The sequence below is a fragment of the Pseudomonas fluorescens genome (assembly GCF_902497745.1).
Classification (GTDB): domain Bacteria; phylum Pseudomonadota; class Gammaproteobacteria; order Pseudomonadales; family Pseudomonadaceae; genus Aquipseudomonas; species Aquipseudomonas fluorescens_BM.
Window position 1 is genome coordinate 116,602 of sequence record NZ_CABVHJ010000013.1, and the last position, 18,019, is coordinate 134,620.

The window sequence follows — 18,019 nt, forward strand, 5'->3', positions numbered from 1 at the left end:
AAGCGGGTCGTTATTACGGCTGTAATATGACGCAGGTAATATTTAGTGGCAAATTATTTCTGGTGCCGATCGTCAGTTGCTCATTTGAGCCAGTGGCCCGGGGTACTGCCGGTCATGGATTTGAAGAAGGCGATAAAGGCGCTGTCGCTGGCAAAACCGGATTCAAAAGCGCAGTAACTCAGGCTGCGTCCGGTGGCGAGCAATTCCATCGCGCGCATCAAGCGCCACTGCTGGCGCCATTGCTGATAACTCATGCCGGTTTCGCGCTGAAAGATTCGCCCGATGGTGCGGCTGCTGGCGCCGATCTGTTGTTCCAGTACTTGCAGTTCCGGCGGCAGTCGCTCGGGAGTTTTCAGCAGTGGCGTCAGGCGCTTGTCCTGAGGTAACGGCAACAGCATCGGTTGCTGCGCCGCTTCAGTGATTTCGCTCAGGCACAGACCGAGCAGGTGGGCGAATTTGCCCTGCTGCCAATCGGTGTCGAAAGCCGCCAGCGCCATCGGTTCCAGCACCGCACGCAACAAGGGGCTGACTTCAATCACGCAGACCTGCTGCGGCAGTGCGCTGCACAGTTCGGCGGTCAGATAGATCGAGCGGTAATCGACACTCTGCTGCATCACCGCGCGATGGCTGACACCCGGCGGAATCCACGCCGCCCGCGACGGCGGCAGCAGACACAGTTGCTGCGCCAGGGTAATCCGCGTGCAGCCCTGTCGCGTGTACAGCAGTTGGCCGCGTTGATGGCGGTGCAGGCCGGAATCGTGATCGCCCAAGGTTGAGGCGATGCCGATCACCGGTGCCTGAAAGCGATCTGCGTCAAACGTTGCGTGGGCGTCGAGCCAGGCCATGGGTTGTCCGATTTCAACGATTAGTTGGCAGGGTTCGGATAATACGCCACTCATCGATTCTTAAACTCCTCGGCGGTTTATGAGAGGAGTGATGAAGGATGCACAACAGAAATTTCCTGTGGCTGGCGATTGCGCTGCTGATGTTTCCGCAGATCGCGCAAACCCTGTACAGCCCGGCGCTCGGTGATATCGGGCGTGTGTTCAGCGTCGGCCCGCAAGCAGCGGCGCAGACTTTATCCGTGTATTTCCTCGCGTTTGCCGTCGGGGTGGTGGTGTGGGGGCGTTTGTGTGATCGCATCGGTCGGCGCCCGGCAATGCTCGCGGGACTGGCAATTTATGCAATTGCCACGCTTTTCGGCCTGCGAGTGAGCAGCTTCAACGGCTTGTTACTGGCGCAGATGTTGGCAGCGTTCGGTGCGGCAGTCGGCTCGGTGGTCACGCAGACCGTGTTGCGTGACCGCTTCAAAGGCGCCGAACTGGCGCAGGTGTTTTCCCTGGTGGGCATCGCGCTGTCGGCCAGTCCGGCGATTGGCCTGTTCAGCGGTGCCAGTCTGGTTCAGGCCTTTGGTTATCGCGGTGTGCTTGGCGCGTTGCTGTTGCTGGCAACGCTGTTGTGGCTGTGGAGTTGGTACACCCTGGCGGAAACCCGGCCCCAGCCAACGCGCCATGTCGGTTTGCTCGAAACCCTCGGGCGCATGTTGCGTGACCCGGGCATCTGGCGCTCGGCGCTGTGGATCGCGTCATTCAACGTGGCGCTGTTCAGCTATTACAGCCTCGCTCCGTTCATGTTTCAGCGGCTGGACGTGGACGCTAGCGGGTTCGGTTACAGCGGTGTGATCCTCGCGCTGGGCTCAGGTTTTGGAGCATGGCTCAACCGGCGTTTATTGACGGCCGGGTTCATCCCCGTGCAATTGATTCGGCTCGCGGCGGGCACCGCTTTACTCGGTGGTGTGGGCGTGTGGTCGCTGCAGAACAGTGTCGCGTTCGTCCTGCCGATGCTGCTGGTGGTATTGGCGTTTGGCCTGGCGATTCCGAACGTGCTCGGTTCGGCGCTGGTCGATTACGCGGATCGGCTGGGCACCGCCGGGGCGTTATTTGGCTTGATGTACTACCTGCTGATCGGCGTGGGCCTGATGCTCGCGGGCTGGTTTCAGGCCATCGGGGAAACCCTGATAGCGTGCAGTGCCGTGGCCTTGCTGCTGACAATAAAGTCAGGCAAAGCAATTGTTTAAGAAATGTAAGCGCTGTAGGAAGCGTCTTGCTTTTGTGTGGGATGGCTCCGACTATCACGATTATTGATGACATGGCATTACGCCATTTGATGATCGCAAGGATGTTGCGTGCCGTTTCCGTTTCGCGCTGTTTTTCGCCATCGTTCCCCGCTTTGCCCGCTGTTGTCGGCCTTTGTGTTGAGTGTGTGTGCCTCCTCGATTGAAGCGGCCGAACCTGTTGCGCCGGGTCAGGAAGTGCTGCGCCAGCAGCAACAGCAACAGCGCGATCTGCAACAACTGCAACTTGAGCAAAGAAAACGGCAATTGGAGCGCGGTGCATTCGGTCCGACGCCGATCACTCCGGCCATCCCGCAAACCGTTGCCCCCGATGAACGTTGCTGGCCGCTGAGCGGCACGCGCATTGGCGGCGTCACGCTGATCGACAGCGACAAGCTCAACGCCCGGATCAAACCGCTGCTGGCACCGTGCATGGGCGTCGGCCAGATCAATCATCTGTTGGCGACCATCACCGCGAGCTACGTCGACAAGGGCTACATCGCCAGCCGCCCGTATCTGCTCAGCGCTCCGGCCGCCGGGCAGTCACTGGATATCCGCGTTGACGAAGGCTACATCGAGTCCATCGAACTGGCCGATCAGAGCTTGCCGGTTTCCCTCGGCGGCGCGTTCCCGGGAATGCTCGGCAAGCCGCTGAACCTGCGTGATCTGGAGCAGGGCCTCGATCAACTGAATCGCCTGCGCTCAATCGATCTCACCGCCGACATCGCCCCCGGCAGACAGCACGGCGCCTCGCGAATCATCCTGCGCTCACGCACCTCCGCGCATTCGCGCTGGGCCTTGAATGTCGGTTTCGACAACCTCGGCAGCGCCAGCACCGGACGTGATCGCGACACGATCAGCCTGAGCCTCGACAGCCCGCTGCAACTCAACGACTTGTTGAGCCTCAGCGCCAGCGACACGCTCAATCAGGGCGATCGCTACAGCCGCAACGCCAGCCTGTATTACGCGATTCCCTACGGCTACTGGACCTACAGCGTGTTCGCCAGCCACGCCGAATATCGCGCGCCGTTCAAATTGCCGAGCGTGACCTTTCACAGCACCGGCATCACCGATCAGGTCAGCCTGCGCGCCGACCGTGTGCTGTGGCGCGACCAGAGTCGGCAGCTCAGCGCCAACCTGCAACTGGCGCACAAGGATGTCGACAGCTATCTGCAAGACGTTCGCCTCGGCATTCAGAGCCCGACCCTGACCGTGGCCGAAGCCGGGCTCAATCTGTTCTGGCTCGACCGCGCGGTGTGGAACCTCGACATCAATTACGCCCAGGGCCTGCGCTGGTTTGGCGCCGACGACGACTCGCAGCATCAGATCAGCAATCTGCCCAAGGCGCAGTTCCGCAAGTACCGCGCCGGTCTCAGCCAATGGCGCAACGGTCAGTTCGGCGCGCAGGCCTGGCAGTGGCAGAGCCAGCTCAATTTGCAGTACAGCCCGGACCCGTTGCCAGCGATTGAACAGCTGCTCGGCACCGACGATTCGGCGGTGCGCGGCTATCGCATCAGCAGTGCCTCCGGCGCCAGCGGCGCGATCTGGCGCAACACCTTGCGCCTGCCGCTGCGCAGCGAATGGCCGGTGCAGATTACCCCGCGCGTGGGCCTCGACCACGGCTGGATCAAGGCTGATCACGGTGCTCAGGGCCAACGCCTGAGTGGTGCCAGTGTCGGCCTGAATCTGGGCTGGAAAAACCTGCAAGTGGACGTCGATTACCAGCGCGCCCTCAACACCCCGAACGGTCTGCAGCACGAGCCTGAAACCTGGCTGATGCGCGTGGGCCTGCAAATCTGAACAACGCAGTGAACAAACAGCCGTCGGATCTGAGCGCGTCAGCCACGGCCAAGACTAAACGCGCGACGTGATGCCGTACTCACATGGAGACGTTTTTATGCCAGCACACACCTTTGCATTTCATCTTTCGCCTCGGGGCAAATTGCGCTGGGCGATTGCCAGCCTGTTCTTCGCCGTGCATCTGCCTAGCGCGATCGCAGGCGGCGTCGTGGTCGCACCGGGACCGGGCGGCACCGCGCAATTGCAGACCCAGGGCGGTGTGCCCATCGTCAACATCGTCGCGCCCAACGGTTCGGGCCTGTCGCACAACCAGTTCCTCGACTACAACGTCGACCGTCAGGGCCTTGTGCTGAACAACGCTTTGCAGGCCGGGCAATCGCAACTGGCCGGGCAACTGGCGGCCAACCCGCAACTGCAAGGCCAGGCGGCGAGCGTGATCCTCAACGAAGTGATCAGCCGCAATCCGTCCGCCATCAATGGCGCGCAGGAAATCTTCGGCCGGCCCGCCGATTACGTGCTGGCCAACCCTAACGGCATCTCGGTCAATGGCGGCAGTTTCATCAACACGCCGAACGCCAATCTGGTGGTCGGTCGCCCGGAATTGAATGACGGCAAACTGCAAAGCCTGAACAGCCGCGACGCCAGCGGTCAGTTGCAGATTCACAGCGGTGGCCTGCGTAACGGCGAAGGTTCGATCAACCTGATCGCGCCGCGAATCGACAGCCAGGGCGCGATCACTGCGCGCGATCAGTTGAACCTTACGCTTGGGCGCAATCAGGTCGATTACGCCAGCGGCCAGGTGAAAACTGTTGATCCGGCGGGCAACACCGGCGATCAACGCATCGACGCCAGCCTGTTCGGCGCGATGCAGGCCGGGCGCATCAATATTGTCAGCACCGCCGAAGGTGCCGGCGTACGGGTTGGCGCGGTGCAAGTGGCCGGGCGTGACGGCGTGCAGATTCGTTCCGCCGGTGACCTCAGTGTCAGCGGTGAAGCGGTTGCCAACAGCCTCGATGTAACCCGTGCCGGTATTCGCAGCAGTCAGGGCGATGTCGGTTTGCATAGCGGCAAGGATCTGACGTTGGCGGCTACCGATGTCAGCGCTCGCGACGTCGCCGTCGAGGCGAAACGCAACCTGACCTTGTCGACGGTCGAAAGCCGCAAGCTTCAGGAAAAGCGCGAAAACTGGAACAACAGCACCATCGGCATCACCTGGGAAACCTACGATCGCACCCAGACCGACAGTGAATCGCGCCAGCACGGCAGCCAGATTATCGCCAGTCGCGACGCCAAGTTGTCGTCCGGTAAAGACACCGAGCTGAAAGCCGCCAAAGTAGAAGCCGCGAAGACTCTCGACGTGCGAAGCGGCGGCGACTTGCGCCTGACCGCCGCCACCGAAAGCCACACGCAAAGCGATCAAGGCAACCACCGCAAGCACCTGTGGAAAGCCGACTGGAACAGCAGCAGCGAAGAGCAGCGCAGCGTCACCAGCCAGTTGAAGGCCGGCAATATCGCCCTGCAAACCGCCGCGTTATTGCGCTCCGAAGGCGCCGAATTGACCAGCGCCGGCGACGTGCAACTGGCCGGCAAACAGGTGGAAATCACCACGGCCACACGGACCAATCGCAGCAGCGACAACCGTTACTCCGGTGATCTGGTTGGCGGTGGTTTCTTCGGCAAGACCGGCGATGCCGACAAAGGCAAGACCCAGCATCAGGGCAGCAAGGTCAACGCCAGTGGCAAACTGATCGTCAAGGCTGACGATGTGCGCATCAGCGGCAGTCAGGTACGTGGCGGCACCGACGCCAGCGTGATCAGCGACAAGGGTTCGCTGGTGATCGACGGCGTGCAGGACACCTCGCACAGCAACAACCACGACAAGGACAGCAAGTTCTTCGGCATCACCAAAGACGAGTCGCGGCAGAGCAGCCAGGACAGCAGCACCGTGCGCAGCGAACTGGTGTCCGACAGCAACCTCAAGCTCAAGAGCGCCAAGGACATTGCTGTGGCGGGCTCGACCGTCAAGGCTGATGGTGCGTTGACCGCCGATGCAGCGGGCGACGTCAACGTGTCCTCCGCGCAGAACACTCACGACAGCACTGACACCACGCAAACCCGTGGCTTCGATGCTTATGCGAAAGAGCAAACGCCGGAGCAGTATCGCGCCGGGATTCACTACGAAGACAAACAGCAAACCGTGACCCGCAACGACGTCACCCAGCAAGGCTCCAGCCTCAGCGGCGGCAGTGTGCAGGTGAAGGCGGGCGGTGACGTCACGCTCAAAGGCGCGGAAGTGAAATCCACCGCTGGTGACACGACGTTGAGCGGCAAAAACGTCTCGTTGCTGGCCGAGGCTGACAGCCACAAAACCTCCACCGACACCTCAAGCACCGGTGGTGGTTTCTACTACACCGGCGGCCTCGACCGTGCCGGCAGTGGCGTCGATTTCGCCCACAGCACAACGCAGGATTCGACCAGCAAAATCACCGCACAGACCACGAATGTGCAGAGCAGCGGCAGTCTGAACATCAATGCCGACAAACTCGCAACCGAAGGCGCGCAACTCAAGGCTGGCAACGGTCTGAACGTCGCCGCCAACGAGATCGACAATCGCGCGGCCAGCAACAGCGAAAGCAGCACGCACAACGACAGCAACTGGTCGGCGGACATCGGCGCCAACGTCGAGTACAAGGACATCGCCCGGCCAATCGCTGGCGCGGTCAAGGATGTTCTCAACGGCAAGGTGCCGGACAAGGACTCGCTGGCCAATCTCGGTCAGCCGAATGTCGGGATCGACGTTGCGTTCGGTCACGGCAGCGCCAGCAAGTCCGAGCAAAGTAGCAACGCCGTGGTCAGCCGTTTTGATGGTGGCACCATCGATGTGAAAACCACGGGCACGCTGCATGAGCAAGGCACGCAATACAACGCCAGCGCCGGCCAAGTGAATATCAGCGCCGACAAACTGCTTGCCGACGCCGCGAGCAACACGCACAGCAGCAGCGCGAACGCCGTGGACGCCAAGGTCGATGTGCGCGTCTACACCAAGACCGGTGAAGACGTGAACGTCGCCGGCAGCGGCGCGGGTGGCAGCAGTGCGTCGAGCAAGGACAGTTCCACCGCCGTCGTCGGCGCTTATGCCGGCAGCCAGGGTGTGAACATCAAGGTCGGCGGCGATGCGCAGTTCGTCGGCAGTCGTTTCGACGGCGGGCAGGGCGGTGTCAGCATCAACACCGGGGGGGATCTGGCGCTGAATCAGGCCAACGACCGCCAGAACAGCAACGACAGCAGCCTGCGTGGCAATGGCTCGCTGACGGTCGGCACCTTGCCGGGCACCGATGGCACCAACGTCGACCTCGGCGCCGGGTTCCAGCTCGATCACACCGCCAAGCAGACCACTGAGACGCAGGCCCACGTTGCCAACATCTCGGGCAACGGCCCGGTGCAGTTGAGCAGCGGCGGCCATCAGGTGCAGCAAGGCACGAAAATCGACAGCGCTGGCGGCATCGATTTGCACGCCGACGGCAAGCTCGATCTGCAAGCGGCCACCGATACTCACACCGCCACCGGCAGCAACCTCGGCGGCGGCTTGAAGGGTGGCGGCAGCAAAACCAGCAGCGAGAAGAGCCGCGATCAGGGTGGCAATCTGAGTGGCAACTTCAACATCGGTCGGGTCAACGAGGATTCGAAAACCCTTACTGGTGGTCAGCTCAACAGCCAGAGCGGCATCGCGCTGAGCGGTGATTCGATTCACCTGCAAGGCACGCAAGTCAGCGCACCGAATGTCAGCATCGATGCACAGAAGGGCGGTTATGTGCAGGAGTCAGCGCAGTCCACCGACCACCGCAATAACTGGAATGTCGCACTGAATGCCGGCGGCAACCTGAGCCGCAAAACCCCGACCGCCGCTGATGAGAAGGCCAGCAGCGACCACGGCTTCAATGCCGGGGCCAAGGTTGGCGTGGATTATCTGCAAGGCAGCACCGAGCAGAACAGCCAGATCAAGGCTGACAGCGTGGTGTTGAACAGCGCCGGTGATGCACAGCTGGCGGGTGCGCGGATCGACGCTAAAGATGTCAGTGGCAAGGTTGCGGGTGATCTGACCGTCGAAAGCCGTCAAGACTCGAGCAATCACACCAAGGTCGATGTCGATCTGGGCCTGACTGCGAAGAAAAACCCGCCGAGCGACAAGGAAAAACTCGCCGGCACCGACTACAAGCCAACGCTGACTGCACAGGGCGAATATGCGCACAAGGACAGCGTGGTGCAGGCGTCCGGAATCAGTGCCGGCCAAGGCGTAAACCTCGCGGTCGGCGGCGCGACACAACTGACCGGCGCGCGGATTTCGGCGGCGGATGGAAAGGTTGATCTGGGGGGTTCGAAGGTCAGCAGCACTGATCTGGGTAATCGTGATTACGGAGTGAAAGCGGGCCTTGATTTGCCACACAAAGCCAAGGAAAACGCACCGAAGGTTTCCCTTGAAAACGGCAACCTGAAGGTCGGCCCCGTCACGCTGAGCGGGCATCTGGACGGCCAGTCCCTGCAAGCGGGGATTGACGAAAGAGGCTAAACCCGAGAGGTGGTGGTTGCAGGCGAATCGGCATCCACCACCAAACCCTGCCGCAGCGGTAAGCCCGACTCCCACATAAGCGTGATGAGCTCACCCTGCGCCAGTGTTCATGACGTGCATCCGTGCCAGTTGCGAAGTTCCATGACACAGAATAGTGTGGCGACTCAGAGCAGCTCCAGGGACAGGAACGTCAGGATGGCATCGGAAACGGATTTCGCACTGCAGGAACAAATGATCGGTTGGCGTCGCTGGCTGCATCAACATCCGGAAGCGGGTTTTGCCGAACGCAAGACCAGCGCCTTCATCGCAGAAATATTGCGCAGCTTTGATTTGCAACCGCATATCGGCATCGGCGGTACGGGTGTTGTCGCCACCATCGAAGGCGAGCAACCAGGTATCGAGATAGCCCTGCGCGCCGACATGGATGCGCTGCCCATCCAGGAAGAAAACACCTTCGCCCATCGCTCAGTCCACGACGGCTGGATGCATGCCTGTGGCCATGACGGCCATAGCGCCATGCTGTTGGGCGCTGCCAGCCGACTGGCGGCAGATCGCAGTTTCGCCGGCAAGGTTCATCTGGTGTTTCAGCCGGCCGAGGAAATCGGCACGGGTGCGAAGGCGATGATGACGGCGGGCCTGTTCGAGAAATTTCGCGCTGAGTGCGTCTACGGTCTGCACAACTGGCCCGGTCTTGCGACCGGTCGATTCGTGGTTCATCACGGTGCGGCGATGGCGGGGGCGAGGCCGTTCGAAATGGTTGTAAGCGGTTGTGGTTGCCATGCGGCGATGCCTCACCAAGGCGCCGATCCGTTGCTGGCCGCGGCCCATTTGGTGACCGCGTTACAGAGCATCGTCTCGCGCAATATCGACCCTGCCGATGCGCTGGTTCTCAGTGTCACTCAGTTCCACTCCGGCGATACCCACAACATTGTGCCCGACACTGCACGGCTGGGCGGCACCATGCGTTACTTCCGCCCCGAGGCCGGCGAGATCGCATCGCGTCGAATGGCCGAGATGGTCGAGCAGTTGGCCGCCGGGATGGGGGTTCGAGCGTCGCTGAAGTTTTTCGAATTTGGCTCGCCGCCGCTGATCAACAGTGCCGAGCACGCGGACCATTGCGTGGCTGCCGCCAGTGCTGTGGCGGGCCGCGAAAACGTGGGTACCGGGGTCGCACCGAGCATGACCGGAGAAGACTTCGCCTTCATGCTCGAACGCAAACCCGGCGCTTACATCTGGATTGGCAATGGCTCCGCTGAAGGCGGCTGCTCGTTGCACAACCCGCGTTATGACTTCAACGACGAGATCATGCCACTGGGCGTTGCCTATTGGGTCGCGCTGGCCCGCCAACGCCTGCAGCCCGTCGAACGTTAACGACCTGCAAGCCCGGCCCTGAGGCGCAGCAGGGCCTGGCGCATGACCGGTTCCTGATGAACCAGTGCAATGCGCACGAACGCTTTGCCGGGGTTGCTGCCCTCGGCGTCTTCATGACACAGGTAGCGACCGGGCATCACGCGCAAACCCTGTTCGCTCCAGAGTCGGCGCGCGATCCCTTCACCATCGCCGACTGCCAGCCACAAGAAAAAACCGGCATCGGCGCGCCGGTAATCGGGCACTGCGGCGAGGTACTCATCGGCCAGGTCCCAATTGCATTGCAGTGCCTGTCGCTGACGCTGCACATGCGTTTCGTCGTGCCAAAGTGCCGCACTGGCGCTGCACGCCGGCCAGGCCAGCGAGACCCCGCAACTGCGGTTGAAGCCGGCATAAGCGGCGACGCTGGACGGATCGCCGGCAATGAAACCACTGCGCAAACCCGGCGCCGCCGAGCGCTTCGACAAGCTGTGTAAAACCACGAACGGGCAGGACGCAACCGCATCGGCTTCCACCAGGCTGAGATAGCCAGGTGGTGGTAAGTGCGGGACGAGATCGGTGTAGCACTCGTCGACCAATAACGTCGCCTGGGCGTGGAAGGCCATGTGGCTGAGGCTGATCAATGTGCTTGCAGGCAGTATGTTGCCAAGCGGATTGCCGGGGTTGCACAGCACCAGCGCCGCGATACTGTCACCGGCCTGATCCAGTTGGCGGGCGAGGCTGGCCAACAGGTCAGCGTCGTTCACGTCATAAAACAGTGCTTGCGCACCGGCGGCATCAGTGGCGGCGACATAGGTCGGGTAAAACGGATTGGGCAGGACCACCACCGGTGCTTTTACGCCACGTGCCCGTGCGCGTGTCACGGCGAGGGCGATGCAGGTCGCGACGGCTTGTTTGGTGCCGGGCGTAGGCTCGATGGCGATACGGTTTTCATCGAGACAGGCGCCAGCGCCGAAGCGACGCCGTAGCCAGCCACTGTAGGCTTCGCGCAATTGCGGAGTGCCAGGCAGAGGCGGATAGCGCGTCCACTGCTCGAGTTCGCACAGTGGGGCCAGCAAAGGCGTCGGGTCCCCAAGTCGGGTTTCGCCCAGGTGCAGGGCGATGACCGGCTGCCCGGTCGCGGGCGGCAGGTCATCCAGCAGGCTTTGCAGTCTGGCGAAGGCATTGCCTGCGGGGGTCATCGGCTGAGCTCTCTGACCAGATCGTTGAGTGAGGTTTTTGATCGAGTGCGCTCATCGACATATTTCACGATCACCGCACAGGCCAGGGATACGCCCGGCAATTTCGGGTCGGCGCGGTTGCCGGCGATCACCACCGCATTGGCCGGGACTTCACCGAAGCGCACGTCGCCGGTTTCGCGATCGATGATCGGGGTCGAGGCGCCAAGATAAACGCCCATGCCAATCACCGCACCGTTGCGCACGATCACCCCCTCGGCGACCTCGCTGCGGGCACCGATGAACACGTTGTCCTCGATGACCACGGGGTTGTTGCCGATCGGTTCGAGCACGCCGCCCAGACCCACGCCACCGGAGATATGGCAACGTGCGCCGACCTGAGCGCAGGATCCGACGGTCGACCAGGTATCGATCATGGTGCCTTCGCCAACATAGGCGCCGATGTTGATGAAGCAGGGCATCAGCACCGCACCTGGAGCAATGTATGCGCCAGCCCGGACCACCGCGCCTGGCACTACGCGGATACGTGCATCGCGGAACGCGGCATCATCCCAGTGCTCGAATTTGAGGGGCAGTTTGTCGTAGCTTTTCGGCCGCCATGGAGCGGTTTCGCCGACATGATTTTCGCGTGTGAGGAACGACAGCAGGATGAGTTTCTTGACGAACGTATCGGCGATCCACTGGCCTTCTTCCAGGCGCGCTGCGCGCAGTTCACCGCTTTCCAGTCTGGCGAGGCCGTCTTCGATGACTGGCACCAGCGCCAGCAGCTCGGCAGACGTCAGTTGCGAACGCCGTTCAAAAGCTTCTTCAATCAATGCACGGTTACTCATTTAACGATCCTTGTGAGGGTTGAAGACGTCGACGGGTTGCCATTGAACCGGGCCGGTATGGTCGTCGAAGGTTTCCGCGCGACGGATTTCCACGACATCGCCGTTGTCAGTCAACATCAGTTCTGCCGGGCGCAGCCGGCCGTTGTAGGTAAAACCCATGGCATGGCCGTGGGCGCCCGTGTCATGAATCAGCGCCAGGTCGCCGATGGCCGGCGTCGGCAAAGGGCGATCGATGGCGAACTTGTCGAAGTTTTCGCATAGCGCGCCCACCACATCGAACACGCCTTCGCGGCGTTGGCCGGCGAAAGGTAATGTCAGGTGGTGGTAGGCGCCGTACAGTCCGGGACGCATCAGCGCGGACATCGAGGCGTCGAGACCGACGATCTCCCGGCCTTTGCTGCAGCGGTTGATCACCCGCGACACCAACACCCCATGCGGGCCGGTAATGAAACGGCCCAACTCCATCAGAAGTTTCGGCGTGTTGCGCGGGAAGGCCTGCTTGAGCGCCTGTTTCAGCGCTGCGGCGTAGGCGTCCAGATCCAGTGCCTGGTCATCGGTGCGGTAAGGAATCCCCAGGCCTCCGCCAATATTGATGTACTCGAATTCGATGTCGGCTTCGCGCGCTACACGCGCAGCCACTTCGATGACTTGCACACCGGCCTGCACTGCAGCCTCCAGTGACAGCTCATTGGCGCACATCATGCCGTGGATCCCGAAACGTCGGGCACCCAGGTCGTAGGCCTGCCGATAGCTTTGCACCAGATCGGCATCGGGCACGCCGAATTTCGATTGTTGCGCATTGCCCATCTGTGACGAGCGGGCGATGACCCCATGAGGTGAGACGCGAAACCCTACAATTTCGGGCAAGGTCTTCACTCGGTCGAGCATGCTGCGGTCATCGAAGGTAATCAGGGCTCCGGCGTCCAGCGCCATCTGGTACTCGCCGAGCGCCGTATTGTTGGAGGTGAAGACAATGTCGTCGCCCCGCGCACCCAGTCGCTCGGCCAGCATCAGCTCGACCGGCGAGGAGCAATCCAGCCCGCTGCCCTCTTTGAGCAACAGGGCCAGAATCGCCGGAGTGGGCAGCGCCTTGACCGCGAAGTACTGACGAAACGCGCTGTCGGCGAAAGCCTGCGCGACGCGTCGATGAGTCTGGACGATGGCGCGCTCATCGTAGAGATGAAAGGGCGTCGGGTAACGTGTCGTCAACTCATCAAGCAGGGGGAGCAAACGTCGGGCAAAGCTTTCGGATATTGGCACAGCAGGTTTCTCCTCGCGGCGCAGGGGGGGGCGGGTTCAGGGCACCAGAGCGACGCACATGGTGCGATTGCGCAGGCCACTGATCGGACGCGTGTAGGGAAAGTAGTACGACTCCTGGATCTCGAAGCCGGCCTCGATCAGCGCATCACGCAGATAGTCCCTGGAAATGAACCAGAAGCCATCGACCTTATCGTGGGCCGCAAACAGCGCCTCGGGATCGCGTGGCGAGTCATTGGAGAACACCAGAACCGTGCCGGAGTCCAGGTTCAGTTCCTTGAGCTTGTCGAAGGTCGGCTTGAGTTCCAGTTCGGGATGGAAGAGGTGGCCCAGCAAGCCATCGGCGTAAACCGACTTGACCCCGGCGAGGGAGCCGGGCTCCAGCTTGAAGAAGTCAACCTTGTGCGCATCGACGCCTTTTTTGCGACTCAGGATCACGGCTTCGTCGTTGAAGTCGATGGCTCTGACCTGACGTCTGGCCTCCACCAGATCGCCCTCGACAAATCCGTTGCCGCAGCCAATGGAGAAAATCGTTGCACCTTCCTGGGTGAGCGATTTCAGCTTGAGACCCAGGTGCGAGCGATATTCCGGGCTGTAGGTAGAAGGCGTAATCGAGTCGTTGAAGGCCCCACCCTGTTCCCATATCTCATAGATGGTGGCGTTGCTGTCGCCAAACTTGCGGGAGGTGCCGTAGTAATCTGTCACCTGTTGGAGGTCCTGCATCGGCTTCGTCATCTCTGTCTCTCCTTGTCTAGAGTCGGGCTTGCGCGCGAGTTGCGTCGCAGTCCGTGGGTACACGCACAGGCTCTTGCACGTATTCGATGGACTGCGCCGGCGCGTTGGCCAGCGCAGCAACCAGTGCCTGCAACGGCTGGGGCCGTGCGGGTCCGTAGCACTGGTAAAAAGCAACGGCGGCATCAGGGTCGCCGCCGAGCAGGGCATCCGCCAGCACTCTGGCCAGCGAACGCAAACCGGCCAGCAGGGCGCCGTGATCGACCACCAGTTGTGGATGTTGCGGGTCGTCCTGGCGCAGGGTCAGGGCACCGAGCTGGACGAAGTACGACAGTTGCAGGTACATGCCGTCGCAATCGGGAAAAAGGCCAAGTCCGCGGTTGAGGTAGCGCAGACACTCGCCCAGGTAGTACTCGAGCACTTGCTCGGGCGGAATCTGCAGGGCAGGCGCCCATACCTGGGCAAGAATGAGGATGCCATAGACATCCGCTGCGACCTCTTGCAGCACCACCGATGCCCAGCGGTCAAGGGTGTTCAGCGGGCCGTATTGGGTCGTCGGGCGATGGACGAAATGGCCCAGCTCATGGCTGAGCACGCCCAACGCAGGAATGCGTCGCAGGTGTTCGCCAGTCGGGTCATAGTGTTTGCCGGTTGACAGGAACTGCCGGGCCAGCGGCGCCGCCAAATGCTCGACCATGGCCGCGTGGGTATTGGCGAAGTAGTAGGTTTTCTTGAACGGCGAACGTTTGACGCCTTCATCTTCGGGCAGGAAGTAGGCGACATGCTTGGGGTGCAGATTGCCTTCACCGGCCATGAAAAAAACATCAGTGGCGGCGAAGGCCGGCAACTCCCCCAGGCGCAGGTTGGTGTGCAACTGCTTGAGATAGGCGGGGATCTGATCCACCAGGCTCATGGCCAGTTCCACGTCCTGTTGTCGCGCCGGATTGCGTCGGCAGCCAAAGGCTGTCGGCAGTCCTCCCGGTTGCTTGCCGTACCAGGTAGCGATCTGCCCGGCGACCAGGGAAACCTCTTCTTGCAGGCCGGCCAGGGTCTTGAGTATCTCCTCGCTGTAGCCGTATTCGATGGCCTTGGCCCTGAGCTGCACAGCTTGGCGATCATGAGCTCGCTCGAGGTCGTTTTCCAGCGCGCGCAGGGCTTGCGCCACGGCGCCGGGGTTGTTGAAACGTGTGCGTTCTGCCACGCCATCGAGCTTGGCGCTGCGCCACTGCTCATCGATGGCGGCCTTCAGCGCGTCCAGTCGTTCTTGCCAGGCAGCGTCTTGACGAGGGTTCGCCGGCGCAAGATCAAGCAGGGTCAGGTTGTAGTTGCTCGCCGGCGGCCAGAAAGGGCTGCGATAACCGCGGTAGGAGGTGGCCTTGGCAAGATTGCCTGAATAGTCGAACCGATTCACGCTCATTACTCCCTCTACTTATTGATGTACGGCAGCGCACACTCAGCCTGCAAACAGGCACAAGCAAGCACGCACTCAGTAACTGGACGATGTTCCGGGCGGGCATGACTAATAGTCGCGGCGCATGTAGGTAACAGCGCGCCAAGTGCGTTGATTAGTTAGGCTTGACCGGGAATGACTGGCTGATCGATAGCCGTGCTGGCACTAACGTCCAGGTGCAATGGCAACTGGACGGCGCAGCAATAAAGACGGGTAGATGACCGGCAGATGAATATCCATATACATTCCTTGAATCACATTCCATGTGAAGGTGTGGCACACAGGGCACCACGCTGCTTGCCGTGGAGCATAACAGCGAATTTTTTTTTACGACAAGTAGGGAAAACTAAAAAAAACTCAAAGAGCCGAAAGAACGGCGATGGCGAAACTAAAAACTCTATAGATTTTATGTAGTTGGTCACTGAATAATATTTTTATTGATTTGTTTTGAGCACTCGGGACGGGCTGTGTTACGCGCGTCCGGATGATAAGGAGCGAAATAACAAGGGTGTTTAGTTGTGCGCTTTTTTAGTGCGTCGCTCTATGCGGTGTGTTTGTTTTGCGCCGTTCTGGTGCGCCGGCGAATTGCTTCGAGTTTGCGCAAATTACATTAGGTAATAAGCACCTTCAATTAGGTTATTTGTCATTAACAAGGCACTTGTCAGGGATGTATTGCTTGAAGTAGCTTGTGCCCCGGCTGAACACAGATATTAAAAACGAAGCATGAAATTGCTTTAGTCAGTCCAGGCGGCACATTGATCTACATGGAACAGGTTTCGCCAATAAAGGCGTTGCCCGTAGGTAATTCGACAAGGAGTGTTATATGAGCGGCATGGCCGGTTGGGTCGACCTGCGTCACGGTGTTGGGCAGCAAGCAAACATTCCTCGTTCGAAAGTCGCCGAAATTGTCTCGGCAATGATCGTTGCGATGTCCGGGCGTGGACCGGATGGGCATGCGGTATGGCTGGGGCCTGAGGTTGCACTGGGACATTGCCGTACAGTCACTTCGCGTTATGACTGGGACGAGCAACCGTGGATTGGCGAGATCCATGGCGCCACAGTGGCTATCATGTACACCGGACAGTTGTACAACGCTGCGCAGTTGCAGCAGCAACTCGCTGGCCTGGATCCGGCACCTGATCGCTGGTCCTACGCTGAAATCATTCGCCGTGCCTATGCCCAGTGGGGTGTCGGGTTCGTTGAACGCCTCGAAGGCATGTTTGCCATCGCGATCTGGGACGGCCAGAAGCGCCGATTATTGCTGGCGCGAGACCGCCTCGGCTTGCAACCGCTTTACTACACCCTGCGTGACGGCGGCGTCATTTTTGGCAGCGTACCTACCGCCATCAAAGCCCATCCCCACTTTAACGCCCGGCTGGACACGAGCGCGCTGGCCATCGTGCTTCAGCCGCGCATGGCGCTGCCTGGCGAAACCCCGTTGCAAGGTTTGCGCGAGTTGCCTCCCGCCAGTGTGCTGACCTTTGACGAACGTGGGCATGAATTGCATCGTTACTGGAAACTGGAAAGCGCCGCGCATACCGATGATTTCGAGCAGACCAAGGACCGCGTCCGCGAACTGCTTGAAGGCGTCGTGGCGCGCCAGTACGTGCATGAAGTGCCTTGCGCGGCGATGTTGTCCGGCGGCATCGATTCCACGTCGGTCGCCGCGCTGGTCATGAAGCAACTGGCAAGCCAGGGCGGCGGCGCAGCACTCGATACCTTCTGCCTGAAGTTCGACAGTGACGAGGATGCCTTTACCTCCACCGAACTGCGGCCTGACATCGATGCACCCTTCGCCGCGCTGGCCGCCGAATACATGGGTACCCGTCACACGACACTCAGTGCAACCATGCAGGATCTGCTCGGCGTCATTCCGGCTACGCGCAAGGCCCGCGGCCTGCCGGGCTGGGGGCAGTTCGATGCCTCGATGTACCTGCTGTTCGAACGCATGCGCGGCAATTGCTCCGTGGCGTTGACTGGCGAGGCTGCCGACGAGATCTTCGGCGGCTACCCCTATTATTTCAAACCCGAGCTGCTCGCCCGTCCTCAGTTCCCGTGGCTGGGCGATGGCCCGAAGCTGGCTCACTATCTGTCGCCGAGCCTGATCAGTGCACAGCGCGTGGCAGAGGACGAACGTGCGCGTTACGACTATTGGCTGAGTCAGGTGCCACGCCTGCCTGGCGAAAGCGGCGACGCGGCGCGCATGCGCGAAGTGCTGTTCCTCGGCATGTCCGGCCCGTTGTCGGTGATCCTGGATCGCAAGGAACGCATGAGCATGTCGCAAGGCCTGGAAGTGCGCGTGCCATTCTGCGATCCGGAACTGATCCAGTACGTATGGAACGTGCCGTGGGAAATGAAATCCCGTGGCGGCGTGAAAGGTTTGCTCAAGGCTGCCATGCACGACATCCTGCCGCCGACTACCTTGAATCGGAAGAAAAGCGCGTACCCGCACATTCAGGACACTGAATATGACCGGGCACTCATCAGCGAAGCGCGCTGGATCGCGACCGATCCCAAGTCGCCGATTGCCTGGATGTTCGACACCCCGCGTCTCAGCGCACTGATCGAGCAGATCGCCGCGAACCAGCTCAATGCTTCGATGCTGCCGGGCGGCGCCAGTCCCGCGCATCTACTGATCCAGTTGGTGGAGATGAATCGCTGGATCGTCGACAACGATATCGCGGTGTAAGACACGGTCAGCACGGAAGTCTGATCCCATGAAGA

At 60.9% G+C, this 18,019-nt stretch carries 11 protein-coding genes; 5 read left to right on the forward strand and 6 right to left on the reverse strand.

The features are described from left to right. Nucleotides 1-80 precede the first annotated feature (80 nt). Nucleotides 81-845, reverse strand: a complete 765-nt coding sequence (locus F8N44_RS20450) for an AraC family transcriptional regulator (RefSeq protein ID WP_150651626.1) — start codon at nucleotides 843-845, stop codon at nucleotides 81-83. A 98-nt stretch (nucleotides 846-943) separates the two neighbouring features. Between F8N44_RS20450 and F8N44_RS20455 the strand changes: the two genes are divergently transcribed. The 4 genes from F8N44_RS20455 (at nucleotide 944) to F8N44_RS20470 (ending at nucleotide 9,851) form a co-directional block, all read left to right on the forward strand. Beyond that, entirely contained in the window at nucleotides 944-2,077 is a 1,134-nt protein-coding gene (locus tag F8N44_RS20455; RefSeq protein WP_150651570.1) for a multidrug effflux MFS transporter, read from the forward strand. 108 nt (nucleotides 2,078-2,185) lie between these two features. After that, nucleotides 2,186-3,913 carry a ShlB/FhaC/HecB family hemolysin secretion/activation protein gene (locus tag F8N44_RS20460; protein WP_150651571.1) on the forward strand — a complete coding sequence of 576 codons (1,728 nt, stop codon included), beginning with the start codon at nucleotides 2,186-2,188 and terminating at the stop codon, nucleotides 3,911-3,913. Between the two features lie 97 nt (nucleotides 3,914-4,010). Next, nucleotides 4,011-8,480 carry a hemagglutinin repeat-containing protein gene (locus F8N44_RS20465; RefSeq protein ID WP_150651572.1) on the forward strand — a complete coding sequence of 1,490 codons (4,470 nt, stop codon included), beginning with the start codon at nucleotides 4,011-4,013 and terminating at the stop codon, nucleotides 8,478-8,480. A 195-nt stretch (nucleotides 8,481-8,675) separates the two neighbouring features. Continuing rightward, a complete protein-coding gene (locus F8N44_RS20470; RefSeq protein ID WP_150651573.1) occupies nucleotides 8,676-9,851 on the forward strand; it encodes a M20 aminoacylase family protein in 1,176 nt (391 codons plus the stop codon). Here the strand turns inward: F8N44_RS20470 and F8N44_RS20475 are convergent. Genes F8N44_RS20475 through F8N44_RS20495 form a run of 5 tightly spaced genes read right to left on the reverse strand, consistent with a single transcriptional unit; the run spans nucleotide 9,848 to nucleotide 15,256 of the window. Then, entirely contained in the window at nucleotides 9,848-11,029 is a 1,182-nt protein-coding gene (locus tag F8N44_RS20475; RefSeq protein ID WP_150651574.1) for an aminotransferase class I/II-fold pyridoxal phosphate-dependent enzyme, read from the reverse strand. The genes F8N44_RS20470 and F8N44_RS20475 overlap by 4 nt on opposite strands. After that, nucleotides 11,026-11,856, reverse strand: coding sequence for a 2,3,4,5-tetrahydropyridine-2,6-dicarboxylate N-succinyltransferase (locus F8N44_RS20480; RefSeq protein WP_150651575.1), 831 nt, complete (start codon nucleotides 11,854-11,856; stop codon nucleotides 11,026-11,028). The genes F8N44_RS20475 and F8N44_RS20480 overlap by 4 nt, the downstream gene beginning before the upstream one ends. Then, complete coding sequence (locus tag F8N44_RS20485) at nucleotides 11,857-13,116, reverse strand: diaminopimelate decarboxylase (RefSeq protein WP_150651576.1); 1,260 nt, start codon at nucleotides 13,114-13,116, stop codon at nucleotides 11,857-11,859. Between the two features lie 36 nt (nucleotides 13,117-13,152). Beyond that, the gene (locus F8N44_RS20490) at nucleotides 13,153-13,848 is read right to left on the reverse strand and encodes a class I SAM-dependent methyltransferase (RefSeq protein ID WP_150651577.1); all 696 of its coding nucleotides are present in this window, start codon (nucleotides 13,846-13,848) and stop codon (nucleotides 13,153-13,155) included. A 16-nt stretch (nucleotides 13,849-13,864) separates the two neighbouring features. Next, nucleotides 13,865-15,256 (reverse strand): hypothetical protein, encoded by a 1,392-nt coding sequence (locus tag F8N44_RS20495; RefSeq protein WP_150651578.1) that lies wholly within the window; start codon nucleotides 15,254-15,256, stop codon nucleotides 13,865-13,867. An 862-nt stretch (nucleotides 15,257-16,118) separates the two neighbouring features. Between F8N44_RS20495 and asnB the strand changes: the two genes are divergently transcribed. Continuing rightward, nucleotides 16,119-17,984, forward strand: a complete 1,866-nt coding sequence (gene asnB / locus F8N44_RS20500) for an asparagine synthase (glutamine-hydrolyzing) (protein WP_150651579.1) — start codon at nucleotides 16,119-16,121, stop codon at nucleotides 17,982-17,984. Nucleotides 17,985-18,019 lie beyond the last annotated feature (35 nt).